Annotated in this window: 11 protein-coding genes; 4 read left to right on the plus strand and 7 right to left on the minus strand. The window is 72.5% G+C overall.

The features are described from left to right. The first annotated feature begins 123 nt into the window (after positions 1 to 123). Together PYR72_RS11890 and PYR72_RS11895 are read left to right on the plus strand one after the other, a co-directional pair. A complete protein-coding gene (locus PYR72_RS11890) occupies positions 124 to 2,796 on the plus strand; it encodes a cellulose binding domain-containing protein (protein WP_275455303.1) in 2,673 nt (890 codons plus the stop codon). Positions 2,797 to 2,980: 184 nt separating this feature from the next. Next, on the plus strand, positions 2,981 to 3,898 hold the full coding sequence (locus PYR72_RS11895) for an endonuclease/exonuclease/phosphatase family protein (RefSeq protein ID WP_275455304.1): 918 nt from the start codon (positions 2,981 to 2,983) through the stop codon (positions 3,896 to 3,898). A 51-nt stretch (positions 3,899 to 3,949) separates the two neighbouring features. Here the strand turns inward: PYR72_RS11895 and PYR72_RS11900 are convergent, their stop codons facing one another. The 3 genes from PYR72_RS11900 to PYR72_RS11910 all read right to left on the minus strand — a co-directional run bounded on the left by PYR72_RS11900 (position 3,950) and on the right by PYR72_RS11910 (position 7,076). Continuing rightward, a complete protein-coding gene (locus PYR72_RS11900) occupies positions 3,950 to 5,815 on the minus strand; it encodes a rhamnogalacturonan lyase (RefSeq protein WP_275455305.1) in 1,866 nt (621 codons plus the stop codon). Between the two features lie 206 nt (positions 5,816 to 6,021). Next, positions 6,022 to 6,765: a class I SAM-dependent methyltransferase gene (locus PYR72_RS11905; RefSeq protein ID WP_275455306.1), complete on the minus strand. Its 744-nt coding sequence runs from the start codon at positions 6,763 to 6,765 to the stop codon at positions 6,022 to 6,024. Positions 6,766 to 6,770: 5 nt separating this feature from the next. Continuing rightward, positions 6,771 to 7,076, minus strand: coding sequence for a 4a-hydroxytetrahydrobiopterin dehydratase (locus PYR72_RS11910; protein ID WP_275455307.1), 306 nt, complete (start codon positions 7,074 to 7,076; stop codon positions 6,771 to 6,773). Positions 7,077 to 7,282: 206 nt separating this feature from the next. On the opposite strand from PYR72_RS11910, the gene PYR72_RS11915 reads away from it, so the two are divergent. Both PYR72_RS11915 and PYR72_RS11920 read left to right on the plus strand, forming a co-directional pair. Beyond that, positions 7,283 to 8,137, plus strand: coding sequence for a helix-turn-helix transcriptional regulator (locus PYR72_RS11915; RefSeq protein WP_275455308.1), 855 nt, complete (start codon positions 7,283 to 7,285; stop codon positions 8,135 to 8,137). Between the two features lie 58 nt (positions 8,138 to 8,195). Next, positions 8,196 to 9,059, plus strand: a complete 864-nt coding sequence (locus PYR72_RS11920) for a helix-turn-helix transcriptional regulator (protein ID WP_275455309.1) — start codon at positions 8,196 to 8,198, stop codon at positions 9,057 to 9,059. Between the two features lie 57 nt (positions 9,060 to 9,116). On the opposite strand, the gene dnaK is transcribed toward PYR72_RS11920, so the two are convergent. The 4 genes from dnaK to PYR72_RS11940 form a co-directional block, all read right to left on the minus strand. Continuing rightward, positions 9,117 to 10,985 (minus strand): molecular chaperone DnaK, encoded by a 1,869-nt coding sequence (dnaK, locus tag PYR72_RS11925; protein ID WP_275455310.1) that lies wholly within the window; start codon positions 10,983 to 10,985, stop codon positions 9,117 to 9,119. A gap of 105 nt (positions 10,986 to 11,090) precedes the next feature. Then, entirely contained in the window at positions 11,091 to 11,516 is a 426-nt protein-coding gene (locus tag PYR72_RS11930; protein WP_012999567.1) for an OsmC family protein, read from the minus strand. Between the two features lie 105 nt (positions 11,517 to 11,621). Continuing rightward, positions 11,622 to 13,736 (minus strand): phage holin family protein, encoded by a 2,115-nt coding sequence (locus PYR72_RS11935; RefSeq protein ID WP_275455311.1) that lies wholly within the window; start codon positions 13,734 to 13,736, stop codon positions 11,622 to 11,624. A 149-nt stretch (positions 13,737 to 13,885) separates the two neighbouring features. Beyond that, positions 13,886 to 14,374 (minus strand): hypothetical protein, encoded by a 489-nt coding sequence (locus PYR72_RS11940; protein WP_275455312.1) that lies wholly within the window; start codon positions 14,372 to 14,374, stop codon positions 13,886 to 13,888. Positions 14,375 to 14,514: the final 140 nt, after the last annotated feature.

Raw genomic sequence — 14,514 nt, forward strand, 5'->3', positions numbered from 1 at the left:
CCGGCCGTCGGACGCGGCCGTCCGTGACCGGTCGCGCAGTCGCCCCGCGCCCCCATCGGGGGCGCGGGGTCGCTGTCCCCTTTTCTGAGAATCTCCCCCACTCGTCAGGAGAGGATCCCCACCTTGCGAAGAACCCGCGTCCTCACCACCGTCCTGGCCCTCGCGGCCGGCCTCCTCGCCGGATCCCCACCCGTGCTGGCCGCGAGCAAGGCCGAGAAGCCGGTGGCCGTCGCCGCCGACACCTACACCTGGAAGAACGCCCGGATCGACGGCGGCGGCTTCGTGCCGGGCATCGTCTTCAACCGCAAGGAGAAGAACCTCGCGTACGCCCGCACCGACATCGGCGGGGCCTACCGCTGGGTGGAGTCGTCGAAGACCTGGACCCCGCTGCTGGACTCCGTCGGCTGGGACGACTGGGGGCACACGGGGATCGTGAGCCTCGCCTCCGACTCCGTCGACCCGAACAAGGTGTACGTGGCGGCCGGTACGTACACCAACAGCTGGGACCCGGGCAACGGGGCGGTCCTGCGGTCGTCGGACCGGGGCGCGAGCTGGCAGAAGGCCGCCCTGCCGTTCAAGCTGGGCGGGAACATGCCGGGCCGGGGCATGGGCGAGCGGCTGGCCGTCGACCCGAACAAGAACAGCGTGCTGTATCTGGGGGCGCCCAGCGGCAAGGGGCTGTGGCGCTCGACGGACTCCGGGGCGACCTGGTCGCAGGTGACGAACTTCCCCAACGTCGGCAACTACGTGGCCGATCCCTCCGACACCAGCGGGTACAACAGCGACAACCAGGGCATCGTCTGGGTCACCTTCGACGAGACCACGGGCACGTCCGGCAACGCGACGAAGACCGTGTACGTCGGGGTCGCCGACAAGGACAACGCGGTGTACCGGTCCACCGACGCGGGCGCGACCTGGTCGCGGGTGGCCGGCCAGCCGACCGGTTTCCTGGCCCACAAAGGCGTCCTGGACGCGACGAAGGGCTATCTGTACCTGTCGTACAGCGACAAGGGCGGGCCCTACGACGGGGGCAAGGGCCAGCTGTGGCGGTACGCCACCGCGACGGGCACCTGGACGAACATCAGCCCGGTGGCCGAGGCCGACACCCACTACGGCTTCAGCGGGCTGAGCGTCGACCGGCAGCGTCCGGGGACGGTGATGGCGACGGCCTACAGCTCCTGGTGGCCGGACACCCAGATCTTCCGCTCGACGGACAGCGGCGCGACCTGGACGCGGGCGTGGGACTACACCTCCTATCCGAACCGCTCGAACCGCTTCACCATGGATGTCTCGTCCTCCCCGTGGCTGACCTGGGGCGCCAACCCCTCGCCGCCGGAGCAGACGCCCAAACTCGGCTGGATGACCGAGGCGTTGGAGATCGACCCGTTCGACTCGAACCGGATGATGTACGGGACGGGCGCCACGATCTACGGTACGGAGAACCTGGGGAACTGGGACAGCGGCGGCCAGTTCACCGTCAAGCCGATGGTGCGGGGGCTGGAGGAGACGGCGGTCAACGACCTGGCCTCGCCCCCGTCCGGAGCCCCGCTGCTCAGCGCGCTCGGTGACGTCGGCGGCTTCCGGCACACGGATCTGACGAAGGTCCCGTCGATGATGTTCACCCAGCCGAACTTCACGACGACGACCAGTCTGGACTTCGCCGAGACCAGCCCGAACACGGTCGTGCGGGTCGGCAACCTGGACTCGGGGCCGCACATCGCCTTCTCCACGGACAACGGGGCCAACTGGTTCGCCGGGACCGACCCGTCGGGCGTGAGCGGCGGCGGTACGGTCGCGGCGGCCTCGGACGGCAGCCGGTTCGTATGGAGCCCGGCGGGCACGGGCGTGCGGTACACGACGGGCTTCGGCACCTCGTGGTCGGCGTCGAGCGGTATCCCGGCCGACGCGATCGTGGAGTCCGACCGGGTGGACCCGAAGACCTTCTACGGCTTCAAGTCCGGCAAGTTCTACGTCAGTTCGGACGGCGGGGCCACCTTCACCGCGTCGAACGCGACCGGCCTGCCGAGCGGCGACAGCGTGCGCTTCAAGGCGCTGCCCGGGGTCAAGGGCGACGTGTGGCTGGCGGGCGGGGCGTCGGACGGCGCGTACGGTCTGTGGCACTCCACGGACGCGGGAGCCACGTTCACCAAGCTCTCCGGCGCCGAGCAGGCCGACACGATCGGCTTCGGCAAGGCGGCGCCGGGGGCCTCGTACCAGACGCTCTACACCAGCGCGAAGATCGGCGGGGTGCGTGGCATCTTCCGCTCGACGGACAAGGGCGCGACCTGGACCCGGATCAACGACGACGCCCACCGGTGGGGCTGGACGGGAGCGGCGATCACCGGGGACCCGCGGGTGTACGGGCGGGTCTACGTCTCCACGAACGGGCGCGGGATCATCTACGGCGACTCCTCCGACACCGGCGGCGGGGGCGGGGGCGGGGGCACGGATCCGGACCCCGGTCCCGGGCCGTCGGGGGCCTGCGCGGTGACGTACAGGATCACGGGCGAGTGGTCGGGCGGTTTCCAGGCGGACGTACGGCTCGCCAACACGGGCACGAGCGCGTGGACCGGCTGGTCCCTCGGCTGGACCTTCCCCAACGGCCAGAGCGTCTCCCAGATCTGGAACGCCTCCCACACCCAGTCGGGGTCGGCGGTCACGGCGAAGAACATCGCCTGGAACGGCAATGTGGCGGCCGGTGCGTCGGTGAGCTTCGGCTTCACCGGGAGCTGGTCGGGGACGAACGGCAGACCGACCGCGTTCAAGCTCGGTGACCAGTCCTGCACGGTGACCTGACACCCGGGCAGGACGAGAGGAAGAGGGCGCGCGCCTGGGTCGGGCGCGCGCCCTCTTCGCACCCTGTGACCCCGTCCTGTCGGCCCCACACCCCATTCTCTCTGCATGTTCATGACGAACATGGAGGGGCATCTCTGAGTGTGTACGCACGGCTCGCCCGGAGACCTTCGCAGAAGGAGCCCCTGTGCCGAACCACAGCCGCGTCACGCGCCGAACGGGCCTCAAGACCGCCCTGGCCGCGGCGGTACTGTTGCCGTTGTCCCGCACCACCGGACTGACCAGCGCACCGGCCGCCGCGGCGGCGGAAGAGGAGGCCCCCGTGCCCCCGCTCTCCACCATGTCCTTCAACCTGCGGTACGCGAACACCGTCCTGCCCCACAGCTGGGCCGTCCGCAGACCCGTGACGCGAGCCCTGCTGCGACAGGAGGCGCCCCATGTCATCGGCACCCAGGAGGGCCTCCACCGGCAACTGCTCGACATCGAGACCGACCTCGGCGGGAACCACCGCTGGATCGGCACCGGCCGGGCGGGCGGCAACCGCGACGAGTTCATGGCGGTCTTCTACGACACCCGCCGGCTCGCCCCGGTGGAGTACCGGCACTTCTGGCTCTCCGACACCCCGGAGGTGCCCGGCTCGAACACCTGGGGCGGCGGCTCCATCCGGATGGTCACCTGGGTCAGGTTCCGCGATCTCCTGGACGGCGACCGGGAGTTCTACGTCCTCAACACCCATCTCGACAACCTCAGCCAGTACGCCCGCGACCGTGCCGCCGCCCTGATCGTCCGGCGCATCGCCGGGTTCGACCGGTCGCTCCCCCTCGTCGTCACCGGCGACTTCAACGTGGCGGCCCACCGCAATCCCGTCTACGACACGATGCTGGGCGCCGGGCTCGTGGACACCTGGGACACGGCGGCCGAACGCACCGACCTGTACGCAACGTTCCACGGCTACCGCCCGCTGACCCCGGGCGGCGACCGTATCGACTGGATCCTGACCACCCCGGGCGTCACGGCCCACCGCGCGGCCATCAACACCTTCGCCTCGAACGGCCAGTACCCCAGCGACCATCTGCCCGTCCAGGCGACGCTGACGCTCGGCTGAGCGGCACGGCGTGCCGGGGTCCGGGGGCGGGCCGGCCCCCGGACCGGCCGGCTACGGGGCGTAGACCGTCGGCCGGGGCGGCGTCGGCATGCCGTCACCGATGAAGAAGCCGGTGTGCGGTGGCTGGTTGTACGCGGTGTTCTGCCAGGCCAGGCCGGTGCGGTACATCGGGTCGTGCAGCAGGGTCGTGATCCTCCTGCTCGTCTCGACGGGGGTCGAGTAGATCCGCAGGGCGGTGCTGTCGCTCGTGCGCCAGACGACCTCCTCGCGCCAGTCGCCGAGAATGTCGCCGGAAAGCGCGGGCGTGGCCTTGGTGCCGTTGTTGGAGGAGACCCCGGAGCCGGTCAGCAGACGGGTGTCGCCGGAGGTGCCGTACTTGTCGATACGGGTGCCGTCGAGGAGTTCACGGACCGGGTCCCCGTCCCACCAGGACAGGAAGTTGACGGAGGAGGGCTCACGGCCCTTCGCGGCCCCGGCCCGGTCCCGGACCGAGGAGTCGGAGGCGGACCACATCTCGGGCCCGGCGCTGCCCGCGTGGATGTCGCCGGCCACACCCCGGCCGTTGTCGCAGCAGGCGGCGAGCTGCCAGCGGACCCTGCCGTTCGCGGGGTCGATGTACAGCTCGGAGGGCTGCGAGGCGGACTCGGAGACCTTGAAGTACTCCAGGCCCGGGGTGGAGGCGTCGAGGTCGCCCAGGTGCTGGGCGTCGCCGTGGCCGGTCCTCGTGGTCCACAGGCCGGCCCCGTTGTCGTCCACGGCCATCGCGCCGTAGACGATCTCGTCCCTGCCGTCGTTGTCGACGTCCCCGACGGAGAGACTGTGCGAGCCCTGCCCGTCGTAGCCCCGGCCGGAGTTGGTGGAGGAGTTGGTGTCGAAGGTCCAGCGGCGGGTGAAGGAGCCGTTCCGCCAGTCCCAGGCCGCGATCACCGTACGGGTGTAGTAGCCGCGCGCCATGACCAGGGAGGGGCGGGCGCCGTCCAGATACGCCGTCCCGGCGAGGAAGCGGTCCACGCGGTTGCCGTAGGAGTCGCCCCACGACGAGACCGTGCCGCGGGCCGGGACGTAGTCGACGGACTGCATCGCCCTGCCGGTCCGGCCGTCGAACATGGTCAGGTACTCGGGACCGGACAGGACGTAGCCGCCGGAGTCGCGGTGGTCGGCGGTGGCGCTCCCGACGACCGCGCCGGTACCGTCCCGGGTGCCGTCGGCGGTCTTCATCGCGACCTCGGCCCGGCCGTCGCCGTCGTAGTCGTACACCTGGAACTGCGTGTAGTGCGCGCCCGAACGGATGTTGCGGCCCAGGTCGATCCGCCACAGCCGGGTGCCGTCCAGCTTGATGCCGTCGACGACCGTGTTGCCGGTGTAGCCCGACTGGGAGTTGTCCTTGGCGTTCGTCGGCTGCCACTTCAGGACGAACTCCAGGGTGCCGTCGCCGTCGAGGTCGCCCACGGAGGCGTCGTTGGCCTCGTAGGTGTAGGCGACGCCGTCGGGGGTGGTCCCGCCGGCGGGCGGGCTGATCGGCACGTCCGTGTAGCCGGTGCGGAGTTGGAGCGCGTGCGGCGAGTCGCCCTGCTCCACGCCGTCGACGATCGCGCGGACCGTGTAGTCGGCCTGGGCCGGGGCGCCGGAGTGGAAGTAGTTCGTCGAGCCGGTGACCGGGGTGGAGTTGACCTTCGTACCGGCCCGGTAGACGTTGAACGACACGTCGTCCGGGTCGGTGCCCAGCCAGCGCCAGCCGACCAGGTTGCCGCCGTCGGTGTGGACGCTGACCAGGCCCCGGTCGAGGTTCTCGACCTGGCGGGCGGTGGCGGCCTCGGCGGGCGGGCCGGAGAGGGTGGTGAGTCCGGCGGCGACGAGGGCCACGGTCACCAGCGAGCGCGGGGCTCGGCGTCTGTGGTGCCTGTGCGGGTGCTGCACGTGACGAACCTCCAGAGAGGACGGACGGGTTCCGCAGCTCAGTCGCCACGCTTCCCGACCGCGTTGCCGCACGTTTCGGCCGCGTCGCCGCGCCTTTCGGCCACTTCGGTCGCTTCGGCCACTTCGGTCGTTTCGGTCGCTTCGGCCCGTGCCCCCGGGGTGGCCGGTGCCCCTGGTGGCGCCCGTCCGGTCATGGCCTCGGCGGCTCAGGCGGACTTGCGGAAGGCCCGGAGGCTGAACTCCGGGTCCGGGCGCGGGCGGTCCTGGTCGGGGAGGGACGCCAGCCGTACCGCGTAGTCGTCGGCGAGGGGATCGCCGGGCGGGAGGGTCACGAACCAGCCGCGGCGCAGGTCGGCGACGGTACGGCGAGGGCTGCGGCCCTGTCCCCGGCCGGGGAAACGGGCGTGCCCGGCGACGTCCAGCCCGTGCTCGGCGGCGTACTCCTCGACGGCCGCCGCGGGATCCATGGCCGGCGCCCGGGGGCGCGGCGCGAGCACGGCGTCGATGTCGCTGCCCACGTTGTGGGAGGCGGCCTTGTCGACGGTGGTGACATAGACACCGCCAGGGCGCAGCACCCGGGCGCACTCGCCGACCACGGCCCGTACGTCCTCGGGTCCGCCCAGCAGGTGCAGCAGCCACACGCTGGTCACGGCGTCGAACTCCCCGTCACGAAAGGGGAGCCGGCGCCCGTCGCCGATCACGACGGATCCCGGCAGCCGGACGGCGGCCCGGCTCGCCATGGCGTGGGTGAGGTCGAGGCCGGTGACCCGCATGCCCTCCCGCGCGGCCGCGAACCGCCGGGTCACGATCCCGGTGCCGCAGGCGATGTCGAGCAGCCGGCGGGTGCCCTCGGGGACGAGGCCCAGGACGGCGCGGGCGGCGGCCTCGGCACGGGGCTCGCCGCCGCGCAGGGCGTCGTAGTCGCCGGCCTCCTTGTCGTAGTCCAGCACCCGCCTCAGACCGCCCCGTGGCCGGGCGCGAGCGCCTCCACCCTGCGGGCCAGCTCGAAGTCCTGCTCGGTGACGGCGCCGCCCGCGCTGTGCGTGCCGACGGTCAGCGAGACGGTGTCGTAGCCGAGGGTGAGGTCGGAGTGGTGGTTCAGCTCCTCCTGCGTCTGGGCGATGTGGACGACCAGCGCGGTCGCCGCGAAGTGCGAGCCGAGGCGGTAGGAGCGCGCGAGCCGGTCCCCGGACAGCGACCAGCCGGGCAGCTCCGCCAGCCGGTGCTCGATCTCCTCCCGCGACAGGGGTGCGACAGACATGACCCACTCCTTCCCCGACGCCCCTCCGTGATGCGCGGTCCCTTTCAGCGTGCCACAGCGACGCCGCCGGTTCCCAGGTCAAGCGGGCGTTCGCACGGCCGGAGGCACACCTGTCCGGCCGCGCGAACGGCGTTCGGGGTCGTCCGGGCCCCGGTCCGGCGGAGGAACACGGGCCTCCGCCCGGCCGCCTCGGCTACGTTCTCCGCATGACCACTGCCCCGACCACTGCCCCGACCGGCGCCCCGGGCCGGTCGCCCGCCGTCCCCGATCCGGGCGTGGGCCCGCTGCTGCGGGCCTGGCGGGAGCAACGGCGGCTCAGTCAGCTGGAGTTGGCGCTGCGGGCCGGGTCCTCGGCGCGGCACGTCAGCTTCGTCGAGACGGGCCGGTCCCGGCCGAGCGAGGAGATGGTGCTGCGGCTGGCCGAGCACCTGGACGTGCCCGTCCGCGAGCGCAACGCCCTGCTGCTCGCGGCCGGTTACGCCCCGCACTACCCGCAGACCCCGCTGGACGACCCGTCGATGGCCGCCCTGCGCGAGGGCGTGGAACGGCTGATCCAGGGCTACGAGCCGTATCCGGCGCTGGTGATGAACGCGATGTACGAGGTGCTGGCGGCCAACCGGGGCGTCCTGATGCTGCTCGAAGGAGTCCCCGCGCCGCTGCTCGCGCCGCCGCTCAACGCGATGCGGCTGACCCTGCACCCGCAGGGCATGGCGCCCCGCATCCGCAACCTGCGCGCCTGGCGCGGGCATCTGCTGGAGCAGATGAGCCGGCAGCTCGCCCTGCACCGCTCGGAGCCGCTGCGCGCGCTGTACGAGGAGGTGTCGGCGTATCCGCTGCCGCCGGAGACGCCCGACGACGAATCCGGTGAGGAGCCCGGGACGGGGGCCGCCGCCCGCTTCGCGCTGCCGATGCGGATCGAGCACCGGGGCCGGGTGCTGTCCTTCGTCTCCTCGGTGTCCACGTTCAACACCCCCATGGACGTGACCGTGGCGGAGCTGGCCATCGAGACCTTCCTCCCGGCCGACCCGGCGACGGTGACGTACCTGCACTCGTTGCTGTGAGATGCCCACCGGAACATGACAGACTGGCCGGGTACCTCGGCCCGTGGGGAGGCGTGGCGTGAGTGAGCGGCGGCCCGCCCCGACCGTGGGCCAGGTGGTGCTCGGCAGACGTCTGCAGGAGCTGCGGGAGACGGCCGGGCTCAGACGCGAGGAGGCCGCGCGGGTCCTCCACGTCGCCCCGGCGACGGTACGGCGCATGGAGACGGCCGACGTCGCGCTCAAGATCCCGTACGTCCAGGTCCTGCTGACGACGTACGGCGTCGGCGAGGAGGACGCCGCGGCGTTCGTGGCACTCGCCGAGGAGGCGAACAGACCGGGGTGGTGGCAGCGGTTCCACGACGTGCTGCCCGACTGGTTCAGCGTGTACGTCAGCCTGGAGGGCGCGGCGCATCTGATCCGGCAGTACGAGCCGCACTTCGTGCCGGGCATGCTGCAGACCGAGGAGTACGCGCGTGCCGTGATGGAGGCCGGGACCGTCGGCCGGACCGGTCCCGAGACCATCGAACGCCATGTGTCGCTGCGGATGGCGCGACAGAAGCTCCTCATCCAGGAGACGCCGCCGCACCTGTGGGTGATCATGGACGAGACGGCCCTGATGCGTCCGGTGAGCAACCGCTCCCAGGTGATGCGCGACCAGATCGACCGGCTGCTGGAGATCACCGAGAAGGACCACGTCATCCTGCAGGTCTGCGAGTTCGCCGACGGGCCCCACCCCGGTACCTACGCCCCCTTCTCGCTGTTCCGCTTCGCCGAACCGGAACTCCCCGACATGGTCTACACCGAGTACCTCACCGGCGCCCTCTACCTCGACTCCCGCACCGAGGTCGCGCTCCACCTGGAGGTCCTCGACCACATGGCCGCCCACGCGGCGTCCGCCGAGCGGACGAGGACCCTGCTGAGGCGCTACCGCGACCGGTACTGAGGCGCTACCGGCGACCGGTGCCGAGCGCCGGCCGGCCGCCGGCCCACGCGGCTCCCCCTACGCCGCTCCCCCCTTCGGTCCCTTCTCGTCGTCCACGATCTCCGCGTCGACGACACCGTCCTCCTCGGCGGGGCCGGGCCGCGGTCCGTCGGAGGCCGGGGCGGCGGCGGCCGCGGCCGCCGTGTACATCGCCTGGCCCATGCGCTGGCTGACGGTCGCCAGGTGCTCGGTGGCGGCGCGCAGGGCGGCGGTGTCCTCGGGGGTCTCCAGAAGGCGCTTCAGGTCGGCGACGGCGGACTCGACCTCGGCGCGGCTGTCGGCGGGGACACGTTCGGTGTTCTCCCGGAGGAACTTCTCCGTCTGGTACACGAGTTGCTCGGCGTGGTTGCGGGTCTCGGCGGCCTCGCGGCGCCGGCGGTCGTCGTCGGCGTACTGCTCGGCCTCCCGCATCATGCGGTCGATGTCGTCCTTGGGAAGGGCCGAGCCGCCCGTCACCGTCATCTTCTGTTCGCGGCCGGTCGCCAGGTCCTTCGCCGACACGTGCATGATGCCGTTCGCGTCGATGTCGAAGGCCACCTCGATCTGGGGGACGCCTCGGGGCGCGGGCGGCAGGCCGGTGAGGTCGAAGACGCCCAGCTTCTTGTTGTACGCGGCGATCTCCCGCTCGCCCTGGTAGACCTGGATGCCGACCGAGGGCTGGTTGTCGGCGGCCGTCGTGAAGATCTCCGAACGGCGGGTCGGGATCGTCGTGTTGCGCTCGATGAGCCTGGTCATGATGCCGCCCTTGGTCTCGATGCCCAGGGACAGCGGGGTCACGTCGAGCAGCAGCACGTCCTTCACGTCGCCCCTGATGACACCCGCCTGGAGCGCGGCGCCCACGGCCACCACCTCGTCGGGGTTGACGCCCTTGTGCGGGTCCTTGCCGGTGAGTTCGCGCACCAGGTCACCGACCGCGGGCATCCGGGTCGAGCCGCCGACGAGGACGACCCGGTCGATCGCGGCGAGTTTCACGCCCGCGTCCTTGACGGCCTGGTGGAAGGGGGTGCGGCAGCGGTCGAGCAGATCGGCGGTCAGCTCCTGGAACCGGGCGCGGGTCAGCTTCTCCTCCAGGTGGAGCGGCCCCTCCGTGGAAGCGGTGATGTACGGCAGGTTGACGGACGTCTCGGAGGAGCTGGACAGCTCGATCTTGGCCTTCTCGGCGCCCTCGCGCAGCCGTTGGAGCGCCATCTTGTCCCTGCCGAGGTCGACGCCGTACCGCCCCTGGAACCCTTGGACGAGGTACTCGACGACCCGCTGGTCCCAGTCGTCGCCCCCGAGGCGGGTGTCGCCGTTGGTGGCCTTCACCTCGATGACCCCGTCGCCGATCTCCAGGAGGGAGACGTCGAAGGTGCCGCCGCCGAGGTCGAAGACGAGGACGGTCTGCTCCTCGCCCCGGTCCAGGCCGTACGCGAGGGCCGCGGACGTGGGCTCGTTGATGATCCGCAGGACCTTCAGGCCCGCGATCTCGCCCGCCTCCTTGGTCGCCTGCCGCTGGGCGTCGTCGAAGTAGGCGGGCACGGTGATGACGGCGTCGGTGACGTCCTCCCCGAGGTACGACTCCGCGTCCCGCTTCAGCTTCTGCAGGACGCGCGCGGACAGTTCCTGGGCCCGGTAGCGGGTGCCGTCCACCGCACCCCGGCCGTCGGGAAAGCGCCAACTCCCGTCGCCCATGTGCCGCTTGACGGAGCGTGCGGTGCGCTCCACGTTCGTCACGGCCTGCCGTTTGGCGACCTCGCCGACCAGGACCTCGCCGTTCTTGGCGAACGCCACCACCGACGGTGTGGTCCGCTGCCCCTCCGCGTTGGCGACGACCGTCGCCTCGCCGCCCTCCAGCACGGCCACCACCGAGTTCGTGGTCCCGAGATCGACCCCGACCGCACGCCCCATCGCCGTCCCCTTCCCGCAAGGTTCCGCCCGGTGTTCTCGGCACCAGCACAAAACTTGAGTGGGTTCTTGTCAACGGGGCGTCGACGGGGCGCGCGAAGCAGGCCGTCAGGCCAGTTCGGCCGTCAGCGTGATCGTCGTGCCGGTGAGGGCCTGGCTGACCGGGCAGTTCTTCTTTGCGCCCTCGGCCGCCTCCTGGAAGCCGGCCGCGTCCAGGCCGGGGACCTCGCCGCGGACGGTGAGGTGGATGCCGGTGATGCCCTCACCGGGCTGGAAGGTCACGTCGGCCTTCGTCTCCAGGCGGGTGGGCGGGGTGCCCGCGCCGGTGAGGCCGTGCGAGAGCGCCATGGAGAAGCAGCTGGAGTGGGCGGCCGCGATCAGTTCCTCGGGGCTGGTCTTGCCGTTCGCCTGCTCCGCGCGCGACGGCCACGACACCGGCTGCGAACCGATGCCGGAGGAGTCGAAGGTGACGGTGCCGGTGCCCTTGAGGAGCTCGCCTTCCCAGACCGTGTGTGCGGTGCGCGTGGTTGCCACGATGAGTCCTTTCGATGAGGTCCCGTTGCCGGGTTCCGTGCCCCCATCCGATCACACTCGGGGCCGTCCGGACCTCATCTCCCCCTGAACACCGGGCGACAGGCCCTACGCGTCCGCCGGGTTCTCTTCCCTGGCGGGTGCGGGGTCCTCGTGGCTCGTCACGCGATCGCCCGCGCCCCGGGCGGGCGCGCCGGGCTCCGCCAGCGGGACCTGGGGGCCGTTCGCCTCCCGCAGCCACCGTCTGAGCACGCGGTGGACGTGTTCGGCGCCGACCAGGTCCTCGCCGTCCCCCGTCGGCTCGGAGAGGGCGAGGGGGGACATCAGGAAGGGCCGGGACTGGCAGCCGCCGAGGCCGCCGTGGGAGCCGATCTGTTCCTCGAAGGCGTGGACCTCGCCCTCGGCGGGGTCGTACCAGGAGTTGACCATGATGTCGGCGGTGTGCGGGAAGCCGTGGGTGCGGCGGACGGCGTCGGCGGCGCCGGGACCGAAGTCCGCGAGCGGGCCGGGGTGTTCGTCGCTCAGCTCGCCCACCGGGACCTCCGCGCCGTGCGCGCCGAGCACGACACCGCCGTGCTCCTCGCTGCGGACGAGGACGAAGCCGATGCCCGGATGGTTGGCGAGGGTGGAGAGCAGGGCGGGGTGGCGGGCGTCGATCTCCTCGCGGCTCATCCGGTGCGGGACGTCCGGGAAGGAGACGAGGCCGAGGTTGCCGGAGGCGAGGACGACCGGCTCCGAGCGGCGCGTGGTCGGGTGCTCCTCCACGCGTTCCTCGCCGGGGATGCGCAGCGCGGCCCGGACGGCCGTGCGGGCCTCGGCGCCGCTGTGGGTGCGCCGGGCCCGGCGCGGCACGGGCAGGCCGCAGCCGGCGCGGACCAGGTTGCCGAGGGTGAGGCCGTAGCGGCCGAGGAAGGTCTCGCCGGGGCTCTGGCCGTGGTCGGAGAGGAGGACGATCCGGTAGGCGCGCGGGGCGTGTCCGGCGACCTGGGCGATCAGCGCGAGGGAACGGTCGAGGCGTTCGAGGACCTGGGCGGCGTCGCGGCTGTGCGGGCCGGAGTGGTGGGCGACCTCGTCGTAGGCCACCAGGTCCGCGTAGATCGCCGCGCGGCCCGCGAACATGTCCCCGATCACCGCGGCGACGACGACATCGCGCTCGACGACGGTGGCGAAGGCGCGGATGAACGGGTAGAGGCCGCCGCGCTTGACGCGGGGCCGCTGCCGCGCGCACCGGGCGCGGGTGGACTGGCCGATCTCCCGCAGGACGTCGGCGACGAAGGACATGGCGGTGCGGACCGCGTTGGCCGGGTCGGAGAAGTAGGCGAAGTACCCGGCCCGGGAACGGGTGCGCCGGCCCCGGCGGGCGGCGATCGACAGGACCAGCGCGAGCTGCTCCGCGCCACCGCTGAAGAGGTTGCCCCGGCTGGCGCCGTCGACGGTGAGCAGACCGCCGTCGCCGGTGCGGTCGATGGCCCGGCGCTGGAGTTCGGCGGCGCCCGAGGGCCGGTTGCAGACCATCACCTCCCGGGTGTCCTTCTCGTACCAGCGGAAGGCCGGCACGTCGTGGTTGGAGCCGTGCAGGATGCCGAGCTGGCTGGCGCCGGTCTGGCTGGACCAGTCGGTGCGCCACGGGGTGAGGCGGTGGGTGGGGCGGGGGCGGGGCGTGCCGTCCGCCGGGTGGCCGAGCCAGGCGGCGACGGTCGGCATCAGGCCCTTCTCCACGGCCGCCTCCAGCACGTCGTGGCCGACCCCGTCGAGCTGGAGGAAGACGGTTCCGGGGCTGGCCGGCCCCGGGCCGCCGTCGGCGGTCCGGCGGCGGCGGTCGGCCAGCCGGTACAGGCGGCGCCGGTAGGCGTCGTCGTCCCGTACGGCGAGGGCGCCGCCGGTGGCCGAGGCGACGGCGGACATCACCGCGGCGACCACCACCGCGGTCTCCGGGGCGGCCTCCCCCTGGCCGGAGGGGCTGATGCGCAGGGCGAGCAGCAGCAGCGACCCGTTGAGGAAGAAGACGAGCAGACCGAGGACGAGCGCCGGCACCAGCAGCAGTGCCCGCACCAGCAGCGGCCACACGAGGGCGGAGAGCAGACCGAACGCGCCGGCGCCGAGCGCCGCGGTGACGGCGATCTGGGTGGCGCTCTCACCGGACTCGGACTGGAGCCGGAAGTCGGGGAGCGCGCCCGCGAGCACGAGCATGGTCAGGGTGGACACCGCCCAGACGGCGAGCATGCGCCCGACACCGCTCAGTACTCTCCGCCAACGTCCACCGCCCACGGTCCGGTCACCTCACGTCCTGTCCGTGGGCCCAGACTGTCATACCGGGTGGGGGCGCCGGGGTGGCGTTCGGGGGTGGCACGGGCGCAGGGACGCGCCGCCGCTCAGCGGCCGTCGTAGCCCGCCGTCGGCATGGACAGGCGGCGGTGGACGCGGGCCTTCATCTGGGCGTCGTAGGCGGGTTCGGCGCGCCCCACGGTCTCGACGCGGATGCCGCGCCGGGCGCACTCGGCGGTGAAGTCCTCGACGGAGGCGAGGGCGCGTTCGAGGACGCGGCGGCTGGGGGCGACGAAGAGGTCGACGAGACCGGCGTCGACGTCGGCCCACAGGGCGCAGTGGTCGGGGCGCAGCGCGCGCACCAGCAGTTCGCGCGTCACCACGTACCCGCGCTCGGCGGCCCAGCGGGCGCACATGGCGTGCTGGCTGCGGGAGTCGACCAGGAAGGGGTCCGCCTCCAGCTCCTCCAGCGGGGTCAGGCTCGCTATGGCCGCGACGCGCACCACCGCCGGGCGTCCCGCCGCCCCGCCGTACCCGCGCACCGCCTCCTGGCAGGCCGGGCCGGGGGCGCCGCCGGCGTCCGCCTCGTCTCCCATGGTGTCCCCCTCACCCTCCGGGTCCCGGAGCCCCTCCGGCGGAACGAGCCGCGGACGCGGGGTCCGGCACGCCCGTCCACGGCATGATCCGCCGGACAGGCCCAGGCCGCAGACCCTACTCCAGCCCGTAGGCTCGGGGG

This window comes from Streptomyces sp. VNUA24, from assembly GCF_029167005.1.
Classification (GTDB): Bacteria; Actinomycetota; Actinomycetes; order Streptomycetales; family Streptomycetaceae; genus Streptomyces; species Streptomyces scabiei.

Bases quoted from the DNA above. Each gene is read 5' to 3' on its own strand.
- PYR72_RS11910 (WP_275455307.1), bottom strand. From the start codon at position 7,076: ATGTCTGTCGCACCCCTGTCGCGGGAGGAGATCGAGCACCGGCTGGCG.
- PYR72_RS11915 (WP_275455308.1), top strand. From the start codon at position 7,283: ATGACCACTGCCCCGACCACTGCCCCGACCGGCGCCCCGGGCCGGTCG.
- dnaK (WP_275455310.1), bottom strand. From the start codon at position 10,985: ATGGGGCGTGCGGTCGGGGTCGATCTCGGGACCACGAACTCGGTGGTG.
- PYR72_RS11935 (WP_275455311.1), bottom strand. From the start codon at position 13,736: ATGCTCGCCGTCTGGGCGGTGTCCACCCTGACCATGCTCGTGCTCGCG.
- PYR72_RS11940 (WP_275455312.1), bottom strand. From the start codon at position 14,374: ATGGGAGACGAGGCGGACGCCGGCGGCGCCCCCGGCCCGGCCTGCCAG.